The sequence below is a fragment of the Paraburkholderia sp. BL9I2N2 genome (genome assembly GCF_004339745.1).
Classification (GTDB): domain Bacteria; phylum Pseudomonadota; class Gammaproteobacteria; order Burkholderiales; family Burkholderiaceae; genus Paraburkholderia.
In genome coordinates this window covers 2,648,837-2,667,052 of sequence record NZ_SMGP01000001.1, presented here as the reverse complement: position 1 = coordinate 2,667,052, position 18,216 = coordinate 2,648,837, and the positions used below count along the sequence as shown (strand labels likewise).

The window sequence follows — 18,216 nt, the reverse complement described above, 5'->3', positions numbered from 1 at the left end:
CTGGCTGGGGCTATACATGGCCCCTCCCTGAACTGACTTGCACCAATAGGTCTTCGCGCTTCTTCATACGCTTTAGCCCGCTCAAATTTGAAATTTTCATTATCAAATTGGATTTTGCTAGGCGTATATAGGACAACTGTCAAAATTGGTCAACGCGATAAAGTAGATAGGTACTTCGCATAATCAGGTGACTGGTTGACGGACAGCACGAGTATGGAGAACTATTTAATGTATGACGCGGCGCATACTGACCGGCTGGCGCGGCGGATTCAAGAAAGCATTGGATGAGCGCAGAACAGAAAAACGAAATCTGGAAGATGTGGCGCGAGGGTGAGACGCTGCGTGCCATTGCGCGCATGCTCGAGCACCAGCCGGGTTCGGCTTATCGTGCTGCGAATAGGAAGCGGCATTGCCCGGCTACCCGCACGATCTGCTGACGGGCTCGGACAACACCTACATTGCCACGCTGATGGAGCGGCACTCGCGCTATGCGATGCTGGTCAAGGTGGCGCGCAAGGACACGGCAAGCGTGGTGCCCGCGCTGATAAAGCAGGTCAACAGACTGCCGGCAAAACTACTTCGGTCGTGACATGGGCCGCGGCCGAGATGGCGAGCCACAGGAACTTCTCGATTGCCACGGACGTGCAGGTGTATTTCTGTGATCCGCACAGCCCACGGCAGCGAGTCAGCAATGAGAACAAGAATGGCCTTCTGCGACGGCCCGCGTCAGACCTTACAATTTACGAACCCGCCGAAAAACTGGCGGAAACTTTGGGTGTTGCATCGACTGGTTAAATCCATTGGCGCTGCCCCACACAGGGGCGACGCTAATAGACCATTATGATCTCAAGGAAAGGCCAACCTCACACCCAAAAAAACCAGCCGCGTAAAAAAACCATCAAGTAGCAGCCGGGCCTGCACGGCGAGCCTTCCTCGACTCCCACCTCACCCGAATCCGATCCATATAAAGATACACAACCGGCGTCGTATAAAGCGTGAGCATCTGACTGACAATCAACCCACCAACAATCGCAATCCCCAGCGGCGCCCGAAGCTCAGCCCCTTCACCCCGCCCAAACGCCAGCGGCAGCGCCCCCAGCAACGCGGCAAAAGTCGTCATCATGATCGGCCGGAATCGCAGCAAACAGGCCTGATGAATCGCATCCCGCGACGACAAACCGTGCCGTGACGCTTCAATTGCGAAATCCACCATCATGATCGCGTTCTTCTTCACGATACCGATCAGCAAAATCACGCCGATCAACGCGATGATGCTGAACTCCGTCTTGAACAGCAGCAACGCCAGCAACGCGCCCACACCCGCCGAAGGCAGCGTCGACAGAATCGTCAGCGGATGGATATAGCTCTCGTACAGCATCCCCAGCACGATATACACGGCGGCCAGAGCGGCCAGAATCAAAATCGGCTGATCGGACATCGACTGCTGGAACGCCTGCGCCGTCCCCTGGAAACTGCCGTGGATAGTCCCCGGCATGCCGATCTGCGCCATCGTGTCGTAAATCGCCTGAGTCGCCGTCGACAGCGAAACGCCCGGCGGCAGATTGAACGAAATCGTCGAGGCCACGAACTGGCTCTGGTGATTCACGGAGAGCGGGGTACTGCCCGGTCCGAAGCTCGCGATCGCCGACAGCGGCACCATGGTTTCCTTCGCCGTCGACACCGCCGCGCCCGACGAAGCGCTCGACTTGCCGCTCGCCGCGATCGAATTGATCGCCTGGTTGCGCGCGGAGTCGGCGGCAATGCTCGCCGCGCTCGATGCGGTCGTGCCCGCCGTGCCGCCAGTCGTTGCGCTCGTGGACGAGGTCGTCGCGGCGGCGGTCGCCGCTGTCACGGTGCCCGCCGGCGCGTTGGTGGTCTGCGCGCCGCTCGCGCTGCCGCCCGACGTGCTGATGTAAATCTGCTTCAGCATGTCCGGACTCTGCCAGTACTTCGGCGCGACTTCCATCACAACGTGATACTGATTCAACGGGTTATAGATCGTCGATACCTGGCGTTGACCGAACGCGTCGTACAAGGTGTTGTCGATCTGCGCCGGCTTGATGCCGAGGCGCGCGGCGGTGGCGCGGTCGATCGTCACCATCGCTTCGAGGCCGCCTTGCTGCTGGTCGGAATTCACGTCCGCGAGTTCGGGGCGTGCCTGCAGCGCCTCGGTGAGTTTGGGTCCCCACAGGTACAGGTCGGGCGTCGAATCGGCCAGCAGCGTGAACTGGTACTGTGCATTCGATTGCCGTCCGCCGACGCGAATGTCTTGCACCGCCTGTAGAAAAGTCCGCGCGCCGGCGACGTCGCCGAGCGGCGCGCGCAGTTGCTGGATCACCTGATCTGCGGATGCCTTGCGCTCGGACTTCGACTTCAATGTCACGAACATGAAGCCGGAATTGGTCTGCCGCCCGCCGGTGAAACCGGCCACACTCTCCACCGCCGGATTCTTGCCGACGATCTCCATCATCTGCGCGAACTTGCCTTTCATGGACTGGAACGAGGTAGCCTGATCAGCCTGAATGCCGCCAATCAGCCGCCCCGTGTCCTGCTGCGGAAAGAAGCCCTTCGGCACGATGATGTACAGCCACACGTTCAGGCCGATGGTCAGCAGCAGAATCGTCACGATCAGGCGCGGATGCAGCAGCGCCCAGCCGAGCGTGCGCTCATAACCGCGCTGCATCGAAGCGAAGCCGCGTTCCAGCCAGCGGCCGAAACGTCCTTCTTCTTTTTGTTCGTGCGGCTCGCGCAGAAGGCGCGAGCACATCATCGGCGTGAGCGTGAGGGAGACGATCAGCGACACGCCGATCGCCAGCGAAAGCGTCAGCGCGAATTCACGGAACAGGCGCCCGACAATGCCGCCCATCAGCAGAATCGGCAGGAACACGGCGACCAGCGAAATACTGATGGACAGCACGGTAAAGCCGACTTCGCGCGCGCCGAGAAAGGCCGCCTTCATGCGCGGCACGCCGTTCTCGATATGTCTCGAGATGTTCTCCAGCACCACGATCGCGTCGTCGACCACGAAGCCGGTCGCGATGGTCAAGGCCATCAGCGAGAGGTTGTCGATCGAGAAACCGAGCAGGTACATCGCGCCGAACGTGCCGATGATGGAGATCGGCACGGCCACGCTCGGAATCAGCGTGGCGCGCCAGTTGCGCAGGAACAGAAACACCACCATCACCACCAGCGCAACCGCGACCACCAGCGTGCGCTCGGTGTCTTTCAGCGACGCGCGGATCGTGGTGGAGCGGTCGGCGGCCGGCGCGATGTCGACGTCCGCGGGCAGCGACGCGTGCAGTTGCGGCAGCATCGCCGTCACACGGTCGATGGTGTCGATGATGTTCGCGCCCGGCTGGCGATACAGAATCACCAGCACCGAACGCTTGCCGTTGAAGAGGCCGAGGTTGCGCAGATCTTCGACCGAATCGACCACCTCGGCCACGTCGGAGAGCTTCACCGCCGCGCCGTTGCGATAGGCAATGACCAGGTCCCTGTATTGCGACGCCTTGCTGGCCTGGTCGTTGGTATAGATCTGCACGCGGTTCGGGCCGAATTCGATCGAGCCTTTCGGGCTGTTCGCGTTGGCCGCGGCGAGCGCCGCGCGCACGTCTTCGAGACCGATGCCGTAGTGCGAGAGCGCATTCGGCTCGAGTTCGACACGCACGGCCGGGTTGGCGGAGCCGCTCACATCCACTTCGCCGACGCCGTCCACCTGCGACAGAGACTGTTGCAGCACGGTGGCCGCGGAGTCGTACAACTGGCCGGCGGTGAGCGTTTTCGACGTGAGCGCCAGAATCAGGATCGGCGCATCGGCCGGATTGACCTTGTGGTACGTCGGATTGCTGCGCAAGCTTGCCGGCAGATCGGCGCGCGCCGCATTGATGGCGGCCTGCACGTCGCGCGCGGCGCCGTCGATGTCGCGGTTCAGGCCGAACTGCATGGTGATGCGCGTCGAGCCGACCGAGCTCGACGAGGTCATTTCGGTCACGTCGGCGATCGAGCCGAGATGCCGTTCGAGCGGACTGGCGACGCTGGTCGCCACGGTATCCGGACTCGCGCCCGGCAGCGTGGCCTGCACTGAAATGGTCGGGAAATCGACTTGCGGCAACGGCGCCACCGGCAGCTTCGTGAACGCGAAGATACCGGCCAGCGCGATGCCGATCGCCAGCAGCGTGGTGGCGACCGGGCGGGAGATAAACGGGCGCGACAGATTCATCGCTCAGTTCCCTGCATCGGTGACGGGCGGCGTAGGCTTGCCCCGATTGAAGCGCTCACGCGCGCGACGGCCGAGCGAGTCGAACGCGAGGTAGATCACCGGCGTGGTGAACAGCGTCAGCAACTGGCTGACGATCAATCCGCCCGCAATCGCGATACCGAGAGGACGGCGCAATTCCGAACCGGCGCCGGTGCCGAGCATCAGCGGCAGCGCGCCGAGCAGGGCGGCGAGCGTGGTCATCAGAATCGGCCGGAAGCGCAACAGGCACGCTTGGTAAATCGCTTCGCGCGGCGGCTTGCCTTCCTCGCGCTCGGCGTAGAGCGCGAAGTCGATCATCATGATCGCGTTCTTCTTCACGATACCGATCAGCAGCACGATACCGATGATGCCGATGATGTCGAGATCGTGCCCCGTGATCAGCAGCGCGAGCAACGCGCCGACACCGGCCGAGGGCAGCGTCGAGAGAATCGTGATCGGGTGGATGAAGCTCTCGTACAGCACGCCCAGCACGATGTACATCGTGACGATCGCCGCGAGAATCAGGAACAGCTCGTTCGACAGCGACGCCTGGAACGCCAGCGCCGCGCCCTGATAGCGGGTCTGGAACGACGCGGGCAAGCCGACGTCCTTCTCCGCCTGGTCGATCGCCTTGACCGCCGCGCCGAGCGACGAGCCCGGCGCGAGGTTGAACGACACCGTGGTGGCCGGGAACTGGCTCAGGTGCGTGACCAGCAGCGGCGCGGGCTTCTCGATGAAGCGCGCGATCGACGACAGCGGCACCTGGCCGCCCGTGGACGTGGAAGAGGGCAGATAGATCGACTTTAGCGACTCGGTGTAGTGCTGCATCTCCGGCTGCGCTTCCAGGATCACGCGGTACTGGTTCGATTGCGTGAAGATGGTCGAGATGATGCGCTGGCCGAACGCGTCGTACAGCGCGCTGTCCACGGTGGCCGGCGTGATGCCGTAGCGCGACGCGGTGGCGCGGTCGATTTCGATGTAGACCGACTGGCCGTTGTCCTGCAGATCGGTGGCGACGTCGGCGAGTTCGGGCGACTGCCTCAATCGGTCGATCAGCTTCGGCACCCACGTGGTGAATTCGCTGATGTTCGGATCGGTCAGCATGAACTGATACTGCGTCGGGCTCACGGTCGAGTCGATCGTCAGATCCTGCACCGGCTGCATGTACAGCGACGCGCCGGCAATGTGCGCCACGTCCCGCTGCAACTGGCGGATCACTTCGCTCGCGGTGTTGCTGCGGTCGTCGCGCGGCTTCAGGTTGATCAGCATGCGGCCGCTGTTCAGCGTGATATTGCTGCCGTCCACGCCGATGAACGAGGTCAGGCTCTCCACGTCCGGGTTCTTCAGGATCTGCGCGGCGAGTTCCTGCTGGCGCTCGGCCATCGACGCATACGACACGGACTGCGGCGCCTGCGTGATCGCCTGGATCACGCCGGTGTCCTGCACCGGAAAGAAGCCCTTCGGAATGAACACGTACAGCACGCCGGTCAACACCAGCGTGAGCACCGCAACGACCAGCGTGGAGCGTTGCCGGTTCAGCACCCACGTGAGCGCGACCGCGTAACGCGCGATCACCCAGTCGATCGCGCGGTGCGCCTTGGCTTCGAAACGATGGCTCTCGTGCGGTGGCGTGTGGCGCAGCAGTTTGGCGCACATCATCGGCACGAGCGTGAGCGACACGACCGCCGAAATCACGATCGTCACGGCAAGCGTAATGGCGAATTCGTGGAACAGGCGGCCGACCACGTCGCCCATGAAGAGCAGCGGAATCAGCACGGCGATCAGCGACACCGTCAGCGAAATGATCGTAAAGCCGATCTGTTTCGAGCCTTTCAACGCGGCTTCGAGCGGCGCTTCGCCTTCCTCCACGTAACGCGCGATGTTCTCGATCATCACGATCGCGTCGTCCACCACGAAGCCGGTCGCGATGGTCAGCGCCATCAACGATAAGTTGTCGAGCGAAAAGCCGCACAGGTACATCACGGCGAGCGTGCCGATCAGCGACAGCGGCACCGAGAGACTCGGAATGATGGTCGCGTAGACGTTGGCGAGGAACAGGTACATGACCAGCACCACCAGCACGACCGACATGGCCAGTTCGAACTGTACGTCGCGCACGGAAGCGCGGATCGTGGTGGTGCGGTCGGTGACGATCTGCACCTCGAGCGCGGCGGGCAGCGCCTGCTGCAATTGCGGCAGCAGCTTCTTGATGCTGTCCACCACCTGGATCACGTTCGCGCCCGGCTGGCGCTGCACGTTCAGAATGATCGCGGGCGTGCCGTCGACCCACGCGCCGAGCTTGGTGTTCTCCGCGCCCTGCACGATGGTGGCGACGTCGGTCAACATCACCGCGCGGCCGTTCTTGTACGCGACCACCGCGCTCTTGTAGGCGTCGGCGTCGGTCAACTGGTCGTTCGCGTTGATCGTGTAGTTGCGCGTGGGACCGTCGAAGTTGCCCTTCGGCGTGTTGACGTTCAGGTTCGAGATGGTGGTGCGCAAGTCGTCCAGATTCAGGCCGTACGCGGCGAGCGCGCGCGGGTTCGCCTGAATCCGCACGGCCGGACGCTGGCCGCCCGACAGGCTCACCAGACCCACGCCCGCCACCTGCGAGATTTTTTGCGCGAGACGCGTGTCGGCCAGATCCTGCACCTGCGTGAGCGGCAGCGTCTTCGAGGTGATCGCGAGCGTGATGATCGGCGCGTCGGCCGGATTGACCTTGGCGTAGATCGGCGGCGCGGGCAGGTCCGACGGCAGCAGGTTGCCGGCCGCGTTGATGGCGGCCTGGACTTCCTGCTCGGCGATGTCGAGCGGCAGGTCGAGGCTGAACTGCAGCGTGATGATCGACGAGCCGGCCGAGCTTTGCGACGACATCTGATTGAGCGACGGCATCTGCCCGAACTGGCGCTCGAGCGGCGCGGTGACCGACGACGTCATCACGTCCGGGCTCGCGCCCGGATAGAAGGTCTGCACCTGGATGGTCGGATAGTCGACTTCGGGCAGCGCCGAGAGCGGCAAAAAGCGCAGCGCGACGAGACCGACCAGCATGATCGCCGCCATCAGCAGCGCGGTGCCGACGGGACGCAGAATAAAGGCGCGGGATGGATTCATGCGGTAAGTGCCGTGCCTTTATTGCGAGGCTTGCGCCGCGTGTTTGCCATGATGCGCGTGAGCGCCGGAGGCGCCCGACGCGGCGGCCGCACCGCGGGCACCCGAGGCGCCGCGCGGCTTGTCGGCCGGAATCGTGATTTTCGCGCCTTCCTTGAGCCGGTCCGAACCGTCGATCACGACGCGCTCGCCCACGGTCAGGCCGGACTGGATGCTGGTGCGCTCGCCATCCACGGGGCCGACCTTGACCGGCCGCACGGTCACGGTGTTGTCCGCCTTCACGACGTACACGAACGGGCCCATCGAGCCGTTGAGCACGGCCGGTGTCGGCACGATCACGGCGTCCTTGATCGTATCGACCAGCAGGCGCGTGTTCACGAACTGATTCGGGAACAGCAGATTCTTGCTGTTCTGGAAGATCGCGCGCAGCTTGACCGTGCCGGTGGTGGTGTCGATCTGGTTGTCCAGTGTTTCGAGCATGCCGCCTTCGAGCGACGTGGTGTTGCTGCGGTCATACGCGGTGACCGAGAGCTTGGCGCCCGACTGGGTCTGCTGGATGATCTGCTGCAGATTGTCTTCGGAGGTGGTGAAGATCACGCTGATCGGCTGCAGTTGCGTAATCACGACGAGGCCGTTGGTCAAGCTCGGTGTCACGTAGTTGCCCGGATCGACCTGGCGCAGACCGACGCGTCCCGACACCGGCGCGGTGATGCGCGCATACACGAGGTCGAGCTTGAAGGTGTCGATATTGGCCTTGTCGGACTTCACCGTGCCTTCGTATTGCCGCACCAGCGAGGCTTGCGTATCCACCTGCTGGCTGGCGATGGAGTCCTGCGAGAGCAGCGTCTGATAGCGCTTCAGGTCGAGGCGGGCGGTTTGCAGCAGGGCCTCGTCGCGCGCGAGCGTGCCTTGCGCGTTGTCGAGCGAGATCTGATAGGGACGCGGGTCGATCTGGGCCAGCACGTCGCCCTTCTTGACCATCTGGCCCTCCTTGAAATACACGTCCTGCAACACGCCGCTCAACTGCGGCAGCACGGTGACGTTGGCAAGCGGCGTGACCGTGCCGAGCGCGGTGATCACCACCGGCATTTCGCCCTGCGTCGCGGCCGCCACGTGAACCGGCTGCGAGATATTGGCCATGGCACCGCCGCGGCCCGCGCGCCCGGCCCGCGCGCCGCTCGCGTCGCTGGCGCCGGCCGCGCCGCTCGCGCCGCCGCCGGGACCGCCCCACGGGTGCCAGCGCCACAGCACCACCCCGAGGATGACCAGCGCCGCGATGATCAACGCGATATTGCGGCCGCGGTGCCGCTTCACCATGCCTGGCGGCTGGTTCGGTATGCCGGCGGGGCCGCCGCTGGAGGACGGTTGGGAAGCCGGAGGAACAGGGCGTGTGGTTTCCGAATGCTTTTGTTGTTCGTCCATCGGTTCGGTCAGGTGACTGGCTTGGATGTGAGCCGCTCGCGCGTTCGTGCCGTTTCGACAGTTCGGCGGACCGGCACGCGAATGGCATGACAGGCGGTTTCGACAACGGGTGCCCCGCGCTCGTTCAGCGCGATGCTACCCGAGGCGCGGGACAGAGATGTTAACGCAATGCGGCATCGAAACAGGCGGCCGGAACGTTATCAAAGGGGAAAACGGCAGGCCGGGCGTGCGTCCCGCGACAGGAAGGCATGATCCTACGTCGCGGGCTCTGTAACAGTCCACCCGCGTATTTTTCTTTTGATTACGAAGGTTACAGGATGCCTTGCAATAACCTTGGCCGCCGACCGGCGAAACCGCCGCCGGTTCAGGTATCCAGGCGGCGCCCCGGGGTGCCGCCGATTTCCAGCACGATTTTGGCGACGCACTCGAGCAGCGCCGGCGCCGCGCGCGAGATCAGCCAGTCGCGCGGGCACTGGTCGGCGGAGCCGCCGCAATTGACCGCATAGCGTTCGCCCGACGGTCCTGTGAAACCCAGCGCGATCGCGTTGAGTCCGTCGTACCATTCGCCCGTGGCAATCGCGAAGCCGCGCTCGATGGTTTCCTGTAACGCGCTCTCGAGCCGGCTGCTGACGTGGCCCCAGTCGTCGCCTTCAGCCGCTTGCAAGCCGATCAGCAATTTTTCCCGCTCCGGCGCTTCGAGCGCGGCCAGATAGGCGCGGCCGATGGCGGTGCGGCTCAGATTCATGCGCGAGCCGATCTCGAGGCGCGACACCAGCACCGCCGAACGCGGCCGGATCGCGTCGATCACCACCATATCGAGCCGGTCGCGCACGGCCAGATGCACAGACAGCGCCGTGCGTTCGGCGAGTTCGATCAGGAACGGCCGCGCGCGAGCGCGGATGTCGAAGTTGCGCAGAAAGCCGTTGCTCAGTTCCAACACCGACGAGGTCAGCACGAAACGCTCGCTGTCGGGCAGGCGGAACAGGAAACCCGCGCTGACCAGCGTGGCGGTGATCCGCGACACGGTGGGCTTGGGAATGCCGGTGAGCTCGGTCAGTTCGCGGTTGCTGAGCGGCGCGTCGGCGGCGGCGATGGAGCGCAGCACGGTCAGGCCGCGCGCGAGGGCGGTCACTTCGTCGCCGGAGCCGTCTTTGTCTTTGGCCGGGTCTGCGGCGGTTCGGGAGGGCGTGGGTCGGTTCATGTGTTTTTCTGGAACTTTATTTCAATATTTTTCTTCGCAGCCTTGCTGGTACCGTCTCTCAAAGCGCCAGCGGCGGCCCCAAAATGGGGCATCAAAGTCATTTTTCATCAGAACATTCATTGTATCGGAATATTTTGCCGCAACGAATGGAGCCTCTTTAGATTTTGCTTGACTTAGTCAGCATAACCATAAAAAATGGAATCTCATTTCGAAAGACGGTTTCAGGTTCTGCATTTTGAAGTTTTCGAACCTGCCGTGGCCCGCACAATGTCTGTGTCGAGTGTCTTCTCATAGTCCACCGTAACAGTCCATGTCGCGCACCGTACAGGCGCCGCATCGCAGGCCAAACTTTCGAATACCGTCTCTCAGGTTCTAGCACGGCCCTCGGAATGGCTAGAACTTTTTAAGGCGTCACGGCAACGTGACGCCTTTTTTTTTCGGCTAATCAAGCACAACAAAGTTTGCTCCATACGGAAATGCCGGGATTTCCGCCCGCGACTTTCCCTCAGTCCTGGCTCTCCACAGACGCCGCCACGAGCACGGTCAACTGTGCATCAAGCTGTCGCAATCCAGGCCTGGCAACGATTTTCCTGGCCCCACGCTAGTTTTTCTACTCCACTGCACGAGTTCTTCTCATTTGTCCGACGTCGTTCCAAAAGCCATATTGCATCCATCGAGGACGCACAACGGTTCTCGTCACCTAACCCTCGAAGGAGAACGACATGAAGCTGCAAAACAAGGTTGCTTTTATCACCGGTGGCACCTCGGGCATTGGCCTGGAAACCGCGAAGCTTTTCCAGGCTGAAGGCGCGAAAGTCATTGTCACGGGCACCAACCCGGGACGCCTTGAGGCTGCAGGAAAGGCTTTGGGCGACAATGCGCTCGTGCTCTCGGTCGACCTGCGCAAGCCCGCTGAAATCGAGCGTGCGGTCGAAGAGGTGCGTGCCAGATACGGTCGCATCGATGTCGTCTTCGCGAACGCCGGTGCTGGAACAGCCGCGCCGCTGGAATCCGTCACGCCGGCACAGATTGACGAGCAGTTTTCCCTGAATGTCAGTGGGCTCTTTTTCACGATTCAGAAGGCCGCGCCTCTCATTCCGAAAGGAGGCAGCATCGTGGTGACAACGTCGTTCCTCAATGCTGTCGGCACACCGGGGCTGTCGATTCTGTCAGCGACAAAGGCAGCGATTCGCTCCCTCGTGCGTTCCATCGGCGCTGAACTCGCGCCGCGCGGCATTCGGGTGAACGCTGTTAGCCCGGGCCCGATTGCGACTGCGTTCCACACCAAACTCGGGCTGACGGACGCGCAATTGACGGAAACGGCGACAGCTATTCAGGCTCGGGTACCGCTGCAACGATTCGGCGAAGCCGTCGAAATCGCCAGGACGGCATTGTTCCTCGCGAGCGACGATTCGTCCTTCACGACGGGCGCAGAAATCGTGGTCGATGGAGGCTTAACGCAATTCTGATGTCATCAAAGCGCCAGGCTGTGCGAGCCCTCGAAGCTGAAAACGGTGGTTACGAACTGGCGCTAACGCACACTTCCAGAAACGACGAAGCTTGGACTGTTTGCGTTCAGGAGCGCATGTTGATACGCCCACGTTCGAGCGGTGATATCGCGCGGCTTTAGTCCAAGCCGCCGCAGTGTTGACGATAAATTGCAGCGCTGGGAAGATGGGCCAACCAGACTTGGGCCCATCAAGCAACATGCGTGCACCGAACAACCTGAATGCACTCCGTGCCTTTGAAGCGGTATCGCGTCATCTGAGCTATCCGTCGGCCGCCGAGGAGCTCAACGTTACGCCTGCGGCCGTTGGCCATCTGATACGCGGGCTCGAAGATACCCTCGACGTCGAGCTGTTTCATCGCGCGACGTCGGGGCCAACCCGGCTGACCCTGACCGACGCTGCACGGTCAGTCCTGCCAGCATTGCAGGCGGGATTTGACCTGTTGTCCGAAGCCGTTGAGCAATTGAAAGCGAGCAAATCGCGCATCGCTTTCACCGTGACGATACCCGGCGCATTCGCTGACAAGTGGTTGTTGAGACGCGTCGAGCGGTTTCAACAGAGGCATCCGTATTACGACCTTCGCATAGACACCAGCAACCGGCTTCTCGACTTCACCGCTGACAGAATCGATGTCGGCATTCGCTATGGCTCGGGCGTATGGCCAGGCCTGGTATCGACCTTTCTCATGCGAGACGAGTTCTTCCCGGTATGCAGTCCCGCGCTTCTAATGGGCAAACATCCGCTCAGGACGCCTGCCGACCTGGAGCATCATCTGCTCATTCATGATGTGTCGATGCAAACATCCGGTGTCTTCCCGACATGGCGCTCCTGGTTGCAAAAAGCCGGCTGTCGCAACGAAGTCGATTGCAATCGCGGCATCCAGATTGACGACTCCGCGGCAGCACTCCAAACAGCCATTTCAGGGAACGGTATTGCGCTCGGCAGGACCACGCTGGTCGAACATGACCTCGAAGAGGGGCGGCTTGTGCGTCCATTCCAGGTATCACAAAGCTGCGAACTAGCGTACTACCTCGTCCACAAAAAAGAAGGCGAGAACTCTGCGCCAGTAGTCGCTTTCAAAGAATGGCTGATTTCAGAGGCAGGCGCCCGCTAGGGCTCACACGCGAACGCCTGTCTCAGGCTTCAGCGGATGGACGACGGGTGGCGCGCGAGCGCTTCCACCTTCATCGTCATATACGGAAACAGCGGCAGACCTGAGAGGATGGTGTGCAGTTCGTCGTGCGAGTCGACGTCGAAGACACTGTAGTTCGCATACTCGCCGACAACGCGATGTAGTTGTTGCCACTTGCCTTGGCGCTGAAGCTCTTGTGAGTACGCCTTTTCTCGTGCCTTGATTTCGTCAGCCTGAGGTGCCGGCATGTCGTGTGGCAGGTGTACATCCATTCTTACGAGATATAGCATGTGTTTCTCATTCGAAAAAGTTAGGGGTCTCTCAGGTTCGCCAGCACAATAGTTGGAGTGGGTCGATATGCCCGGTGCCGGATTGACTGTGCGCTCAGCTATTTTTGTCGCGACGATAGAAAGCGAGCTTGTCCTCATCGATATGCAGGCCCAGGCCCGGCCCTTCCGGCAGGTGAAGGTCGAAGTCCTGATATTGGGGGCGAGCAGTGACGATGTCGTCTTTCAACAGAAGTGGTCCGAACAACTCCGTACCCCAGGCAAGTTGCGGGAGCGCGGCGAATCCGTGTGCCGATGCAATCGACCCGATGCTGCCTTCAAGCATCGTGCCGCCATAGAGGGACACGCCGGCTGCATCCGCAATGGCGGCCGTACGCATCATTCCGTAGATTCCGCCGGACTTCGCGATCTTCAGCGCAAAGACGTCCGCGCATGCGCCGCGCACAAGTTCGAGGGCATCTTCCGGGCCTGTCACTGCTTCGTCGGCCATGATGGGTACGATGAAACGCGATGCAAGCCTGGCGAGTGCTCCGCGCTGCTCTCGCGGAGTGGGTTGCTCGACGAGGTCAATGCCAGCAGCTTCAAGCGCTTCGATTCCCAATGCGGCGTCAGCCTCGTTCCAGGCCTGATTCACGTCGACGGTGACTTTGGCGCGCTCGCCGAGTGCGGCTTTGATTTTCGATACGTGCGCTACGTCATCGCGAACGCTACGCCGGCCAATCTTCAGCTTGAAAGTATTGTGGCGACGTTCGGCGAGCAGCGTTTCTGCTTCATCGATGTCGCGTTGGGTGTCGCCACTTGCGAGCGTCCACAGGACCGGAAGCGTCTTGCGCACAGCGCCGCCAAGAAGCGTCGAAACCGGAACGCCCAGGCGCTTGCCCTGAGCGTCCAGCAAAGCCGTCTCGATTGCGCACTTGGCAAACCGGTTCCCGCGAGCAACCTTGCTCAGCTTGAGCATTGCGTCGTTGATGTTGGTTGCGTCCTGCCCAACGATCGCAGGTGCAAGATAAGTATCGATGGTCAGCTTGATGCCTTCGGGGCTTTCGTCGCCGTACGACAGACCGCCAATCGTAGTCGCTTCGCCAATGCCTTCGATGCCATCGCTCGAGCGCAGACGGACGATCACTAAGGTTTGCTGCTGCATCGTCGCCATGGCTAGCTGATGCGCGCGAATGGTTGGGAGGTCAACCAGAATCGCTTCGACGGAGGTGATTTGGGCGTTCATACCTGGCATGTTGGAGTTAAGGGGTTGCTGAAGTATTGCGTGCCCAATAAGCCCCTGTCCAACACCGTCGACGTCTAGCCCCATACCCCATGGGTATAGCGAATGTCACCGCCCAAAATCGTTGGGAGGTGCATGGGGTATTTTTTCCTCCTCGTACAGCCGATAGATGAGTTCGAGCATTTCCCGAATGTCGCGCGACTCGTCGAGCGCACGCATGCTCATGATGATTGGCGAAACCAGAGTAGGGTCGTCCAGTTCCTTGTAACTCACATCGTCTCGCTTCAGGCCGTACACACTACTCGGAACGACAGAAATCCCTTCTCCCGCTGCTACGAGGCCCAGCGCGATCTGCAACTCCCGTACTTCATATATCCGGCGAGGCTTGAGACCGCGGTCTTCGAATGCCGACAGCACTTGGTCTGCATAACTGGGGCGTGGCGACTTAGGAAAAATAATCAGGGTCTCGTTGACCAGATCGCTGAGAGCGAGGACGGGCTTGGCCATCGAGAGCGGATGGCCCTCCGGGAATGCAACGATCATCTTCTCCTCGCGAAGAATCACCCGACGGATGTTCGCGTCCTCATGCCGGATGCGACCGAACCCGACATCGATCTGACCGTCCTTCAGCGCGCGAATCTGGTCCATCGTCGACATCTCGTGGAGGCTGAGTTCGACTGTCGTGTTCTCATCGCGGAAGCGCCGGATGATTTTGGGCAGCATGCCGTACAACGTCGAGCCCACGAAACCGACAGAGAGGCTGCGCTCGATGTTGCCCACGCGCCGCGTCATGGATTCGAGTTCCGACGTTTGAGCCAGCAACTGGACGGCATGAGCGTAGAAGAACTTACCCGTCTCGGTGAGCTTTAACGGGCGCGAGTCGCGCTGGAATAGCTGCACCTCAAGAATCTCTTCGAGCTGCTGGATCTGACGGCTCAAAGGCGGTTGCGCCATGTTCAGCCGCTGGGCCGCGCGCGTGAAATTGCGTTCCTCGGCTACGGCGACGAAATAGCGAAGATGCCGCAGTTCCATTTCAATACCTCGTGGATATAGACCGATACTAAATCAGTGTTGGACGAGGCCTTCTGACGTCCATTATTCTGCATTCACACTCTGTTTCAGCACCCATTATACCTCTCAGGCATATTCGAACGGGCGCTAAACCAAGGGTTTACCCCATCAGAAAATAGAGATTCAGGAGCAGACATGAGCGTCAAAGTGTTCGATACGAAGGAAGTGCAAGACCTGCTGAAGGCTGCGGCTAACGTGGGTAGCCAGGACGGCAATGCTCGCGCAAAGCAGATCGTCAATCGCCTTTTGGGCGACCTGTTCAAGGCGATCGACGACCTCGACATGACGCCCGATGAAATCTGGGCTGGCGTCCACTACTTCAACAAGCTCGGCCAGGACGGCGAAGCTGCGCTGCTTGCTGCTGGTCTCGGTCTGGAGAAATACCTCGACATTCGCATGGATGCCGAAGACAAGGCGGCTGAAATCACCGGCGGCACGCCGCGCACCATCGAAGGTCCGCTCTATGTCGCTGGCGTGCCCGTGCGCGATGGCGTTTCGAAGATCGATATCAACCCGGACGAGGATGCCGGCCCGTTGGTCATCCGCGGCACGGTATCCGGTCCAGATGGCAAGCCGGTTGCAGGGGCGCTGGTCGAATGCTGGCACGCCAATTCGAAAGGCTTCTATTCGCACTTCGACCCGACTGGCGCGCAGAGCGAGTTCAATCTTCGGGGCGCGGTCAGCACCGATGTCGATGGCAAGTACGAGTTCCGTACGCTCATGCCGGTCGGCTATGGCTGTCCGCCGCATGGTGCGACCCAACAGTTGTTGAATGTGCTTGCCCGCCATGGCAACCGTCCGGCGCACGTGCACTTCTTCGTCACCACCGACAAGTACCGCAAGCTGACGACGCAAATCAACATCGAGGGCGACCCGTTGATTTGGGACGACTTTGCCTATGCCACCCGCGAGGATCTGATTCCTCGTGTGGTCGAAAAGACCGGCGGCACTGCGCTGGGAATGAAGGCCGACGCGTATAAGGAAATCGAGTTCGACATCGAGTTGACTCCGCTGATTCAGGGCAAGGATAACCAGGTCGTCCATCGCCTGCGTGCATCTGCTACCGCCTGACCGCTAAACGCGGCCGCTGCGTCGTACCCCTGCTGCCGCTCAATCCTTCGCAAGAATCTTTCGACACCGATGCGCGTGCCCCATAACCTGGAGCACGCGTAGGAGAGCACTCATGTCTGCAACTATCGACAAAGCCTCGCAACTTGATGAACTGCTGCACACGGCCGTTCAGGACGACAAGCAAAACGGTGTATTCCGTTGCCGCCGCGACATCTTCACGAACACGGATCTGTTCGAGCTCGAAATGAAGCACATTTTCGAGAGCAACTGGGTCTACCTCGCGCATGAAAGCCAGATTCCCGACAACAACGACTACTACACCACCTGGATTGGCCGCCAGCCTATCGTGATCACTCGCGACAAAAGCGGTGAACTGCATGCGGTCATCAATGCCTGCGCGCACAAGGGCGCGATGCTGTGCCGTAAAAAACACGGCAATAAAGGCACTTTCACGTGTCCTTTCCACGGCTGGAGCTTCGCCAACACCGGCAAGCTGCTGAAAGTGAAAGACGTGAAGACCACCGAATACCCGGTGCAATTCAATACCAACGGCTCGCATGACCTGAAGAAGGTCGCACGCTTCCAGAGCTATCGCGGCTTTCTGTTCGGCAGCCTCAACGCGGACGCGATCGCACTGGAGGACTACCTCGGCGAGACCAAGGTCATCATCGACCAGATCGTCGACCAGGCCCCGGACGGGCTGGAAGTGTTGCGCGGCAATTCATCGTACATCTACGACGGTAACTGGAAGATGCAGATGGAGAACGGCTGCGACGGCTACCACGTCAGCACCGTGCACTGGAACTACGCTGCGACGATGGACCGGCGCAAGGTCGAGGGCACCAAGGCCGTGGATGCGAACAGCTGGAGCAAGTCGGTGGCCGGCGTGTACGGCTTCGACCACGGCCACATCCTGCTGTGGACCAAGACGATGAACCCGGAGGTACGACCGGTCTATCAATACCGCGACGAAATCAAGGCACGCGTTGGCGAGGTGAAGGCGGACTTCATCGTCAACCAGACGCGCAATCTTTGTCTGTACCCGAACGTGTTCCTGATGGACCAGTTCAGCACGCAGATTCGCGTGGTACGTCCAATCAGCGTGGACAAGACCGAAGTCAGCATCTTCTGTTTCGCTCCGAAGGGCGAGAGCGCCGCCGACCGGGCTACCCGCATCCGCCAGTACGAAGACTTCTTTAACGTCTCGGGTATGGGCACCGCGGATGACCTCGAAGAGTTTCGCGCTTGCCAGGCTGGCTATGCCGGCACCACTGCGTTGTGGAACGACCTTTCGCGCGGAGCGCCGTTGTGGGTCGAAGGTCCCGACGCAAACGCGAAAAGTATGGGCCTGAAGCCGCGCATCTCAGGCGAGCGCAGCGAAGACGAAGGCCTGTTTGTGTGTCAGCACGAGTACTGGGTGCACCAGATGCGCGACGCACTCAAAAAGGAACAAGGGGAGGCCCTGGCATGAGCTTCGATTACCAGAAAATTTGCGCGGCGCTGTTCCGCGAAGCGCGCCTGCTCGACGACCGAACATGGGACGAGTGGCTTGCCTGCTATACCGAGGACGTCACTTACTGGATGCCGGCGTGGGACGACGACGACCGGCTCACCGACGACCACGAGAGTCAGATCTCGCTGATGTACTACCCGGACCGTGGCGGCCTCGAAGACCGTGTGTTCCGCATCAAGACCGAACGCAGTAGTGCGTCGATGCCTGAGCCGCGAACCAGTCACAACGTCACCAATGTAGAAGTGCTGGCCGAGCGCGAGAACGAAGTGGACGTGCGCTACAACTTCAACACGCTCAGCCACCGTTACAAAACCACCGACCAGTTTTTCGGCACGATGTTCGTCACTCTGCGCAAAGTCAACGATGAACTGTTGATTTGCTATAAGCGCATCGTCTTGAAGGACGACTACATCCGCCAGGTGCTCGACGTCTATCACGTTTGAGCGC

At 61.0% G+C, this 18,216-nt stretch carries 12 protein-coding genes and 1 pseudogene; 6 read left to right on the top strand and 7 right to left on the bottom strand.

What is annotated here, in order from left to right:
* Window positions 1–562: 562 nt before the first annotated feature.
* Window positions 563–720 (top strand): annotated as a pseudogene (locus B0G74_RS46560) (IS30 family transposase); the annotation flags it as partial.
* A 178-nt stretch (window positions 721–898) separates the two neighbouring features.
* On the opposite strand, the gene B0G74_RS12300 reads toward B0G74_RS46560, so the two are convergent.
* The 4 genes from B0G74_RS12300 to B0G74_RS12285 form a co-directional block, all read right to left on the bottom strand.
* Window positions 899–4,219, bottom strand: coding sequence for an efflux RND transporter permease subunit (locus B0G74_RS12300; protein WP_132375025.1), 3,321 nt, complete (start codon window positions 4,217–4,219; stop codon window positions 899–901).
* A 3-nt stretch (window positions 4,220–4,222) separates the two neighbouring features.
* Complete coding sequence (locus B0G74_RS12295; protein WP_132375024.1) at window positions 4,223–7,345, bottom strand: MdtB/MuxB family multidrug efflux RND transporter permease subunit; 3,123 nt, start codon at window positions 7,343–7,345, stop codon at window positions 4,223–4,225.
* Between the two features lie 18 nt (window positions 7,346–7,363).
* Window positions 7,364–8,764, bottom strand: a complete 1,401-nt coding sequence (locus B0G74_RS12290) for an MdtA/MuxA family multidrug efflux RND transporter periplasmic adaptor subunit (RefSeq protein WP_132375023.1) — start codon at window positions 8,762–8,764, stop codon at window positions 7,364–7,366.
* Between the two features lie 364 nt (window positions 8,765–9,128).
* Window positions 9,129–9,965 carry an IclR family transcriptional regulator gene (locus B0G74_RS12285; RefSeq protein ID WP_132375022.1) on the bottom strand — a complete coding sequence of 279 codons (837 nt, stop codon included), beginning with the start codon at window positions 9,963–9,965 and terminating at the stop codon, window positions 9,129–9,131.
* 722 nt (window positions 9,966–10,687) lie between these two features.
* Between B0G74_RS12285 and B0G74_RS12280 the strand changes: the two genes are divergently transcribed.
* On the top strand, window positions 10,688–11,434 hold the full coding sequence (locus tag B0G74_RS12280; protein ID WP_132375021.1) for an SDR family oxidoreductase: 747 nt from the start codon (window positions 10,688–10,690) through the stop codon (window positions 11,432–11,434).
* Between the two features lie 238 nt (window positions 11,435–11,672).
* On the top strand, window positions 11,673–12,587 hold the full coding sequence (gene gcvA / locus B0G74_RS12275; protein ID WP_132375020.1) for a transcriptional regulator GcvA: 915 nt from the start codon (window positions 11,673–11,675) through the stop codon (window positions 12,585–12,587).
* 29 nt (window positions 12,588–12,616) lie between these two features.
* Here the strand turns inward: gcvA and catC are convergent, their stop codons facing one another.
* The 3 genes from catC to B0G74_RS12260 form a co-directional block, all read right to left on the bottom strand.
* Window positions 12,617–12,895 carry a muconolactone Delta-isomerase gene (gene catC, locus B0G74_RS12270; protein WP_132375019.1) on the bottom strand — a complete coding sequence of 93 codons (279 nt, stop codon included), beginning with the start codon at window positions 12,893–12,895 and terminating at the stop codon, window positions 12,617–12,619.
* A 94-nt stretch (window positions 12,896–12,989) separates the two neighbouring features.
* Window positions 12,990–14,117 (bottom strand): muconate/chloromuconate family cycloisomerase, encoded by a 1,128-nt coding sequence (locus tag B0G74_RS12265; protein WP_132376932.1) that lies wholly within the window; start codon window positions 14,115–14,117, stop codon window positions 12,990–12,992.
* 105 nt (window positions 14,118–14,222) lie between these two features.
* Complete coding sequence (locus B0G74_RS12260; RefSeq protein WP_132375018.1) at window positions 14,223–15,146, bottom strand: LysR family transcriptional regulator; 924 nt, start codon at window positions 15,144–15,146, stop codon at window positions 14,223–14,225.
* Window positions 15,147–15,320: 174 nt separating this feature from the next.
* Between B0G74_RS12260 and catA the strand changes: the two genes are divergently transcribed.
* The 3 genes from catA to benB all read left to right on the top strand — a co-directional run bounded on the left by catA (window position 15,321) and on the right by benB (window position 18,212).
* Window positions 15,321–16,256 (top strand): catechol 1,2-dioxygenase, encoded by a 936-nt coding sequence (gene catA, locus B0G74_RS12255; protein ID WP_132375017.1) that lies wholly within the window; start codon window positions 15,321–15,323, stop codon window positions 16,254–16,256.
* A 112-nt stretch (window positions 16,257–16,368) separates the two neighbouring features.
* Window positions 16,369–17,727 carry a Rieske 2Fe-2S domain-containing protein gene (locus tag B0G74_RS12250; RefSeq protein WP_132375016.1) on the top strand — a complete coding sequence of 453 codons (1,359 nt, stop codon included), beginning with the start codon at window positions 16,369–16,371 and terminating at the stop codon, window positions 17,725–17,727.
* On the top strand, window positions 17,724–18,212 hold the full coding sequence (gene benB, locus B0G74_RS12245; RefSeq protein WP_132375015.1) for a benzoate 1,2-dioxygenase small subunit: 489 nt from the start codon (window positions 17,724–17,726) through the stop codon (window positions 18,210–18,212). The genes B0G74_RS12250 and benB overlap by 4 nt, the downstream gene beginning before the upstream one ends.
* Window positions 18,213–18,216: the final 4 nt, after the last annotated feature.

What these genes read in the sequence shown, in the direction of transcription:
- B0G74_RS12265 (WP_132376932.1), bottom strand. Translation starts at nt 14,117, where the DNA reads ATGAACGCCCAAATCACCTCCGTCGAAGCGATTCTGGTTGACCTCCCA.
- B0G74_RS12285 (WP_132375022.1), bottom strand. Translation starts at nt 9,965, where the DNA reads ATGAACCGACCCACGCCCTCCCGAACCGCCGCAGACCCGGCCAAAGAC.
- B0G74_RS12280 (WP_132375021.1), top strand. Translation starts at nt 10,688, where the DNA reads ATGAAGCTGCAAAACAAGGTTGCTTTTATCACCGGTGGCACCTCGGGC.
- catC (WP_132375019.1), bottom strand. Translation starts at nt 12,895, where the DNA reads ATGCTATATCTCGTAAGAATGGATGTACACCTGCCACACGACATGCCG.
- B0G74_RS12290 (WP_132375023.1), bottom strand. Translation starts at nt 8,764, where the DNA reads ATGGACGAACAACAAAAGCATTCGGAAACCACACGCCCTGTTCCTCCG.
- catA (WP_132375017.1), top strand. Translation starts at nt 15,321, where the DNA reads ATGAGCGTCAAAGTGTTCGATACGAAGGAAGTGCAAGACCTGCTGAAG.
- gcvA (WP_132375020.1), top strand. Translation starts at nt 11,673, where the DNA reads ATGCGTGCACCGAACAACCTGAATGCACTCCGTGCCTTTGAAGCGGTA.
- B0G74_RS12295 (WP_132375024.1), bottom strand. Translation starts at nt 7,345, where the DNA reads ATGAATCCATCCCGCGCCTTTATTCTGCGTCCCGTCGGCACCGCGCTG.
- B0G74_RS12300 (WP_132375025.1), bottom strand. Translation starts at nt 4,219, where the DNA reads ATGAATCTGTCGCGCCCGTTTATCTCCCGCCCGGTCGCCACCACGCTG.
- benB (WP_132375015.1), top strand. Translation starts at nt 17,724, where the DNA reads ATGAGCTTCGATTACCAGAAAATTTGCGCGGCGCTGTTCCGCGAAGCG.
- B0G74_RS12250 (WP_132375016.1), top strand. Translation starts at nt 16,369, where the DNA reads ATGTCTGCAACTATCGACAAAGCCTCGCAACTTGATGAACTGCTGCAC.
- B0G74_RS12260 (WP_132375018.1), bottom strand. Translation starts at nt 15,146, where the DNA reads ATGGAACTGCGGCATCTTCGCTATTTCGTCGCCGTAGCCGAGGAACGC.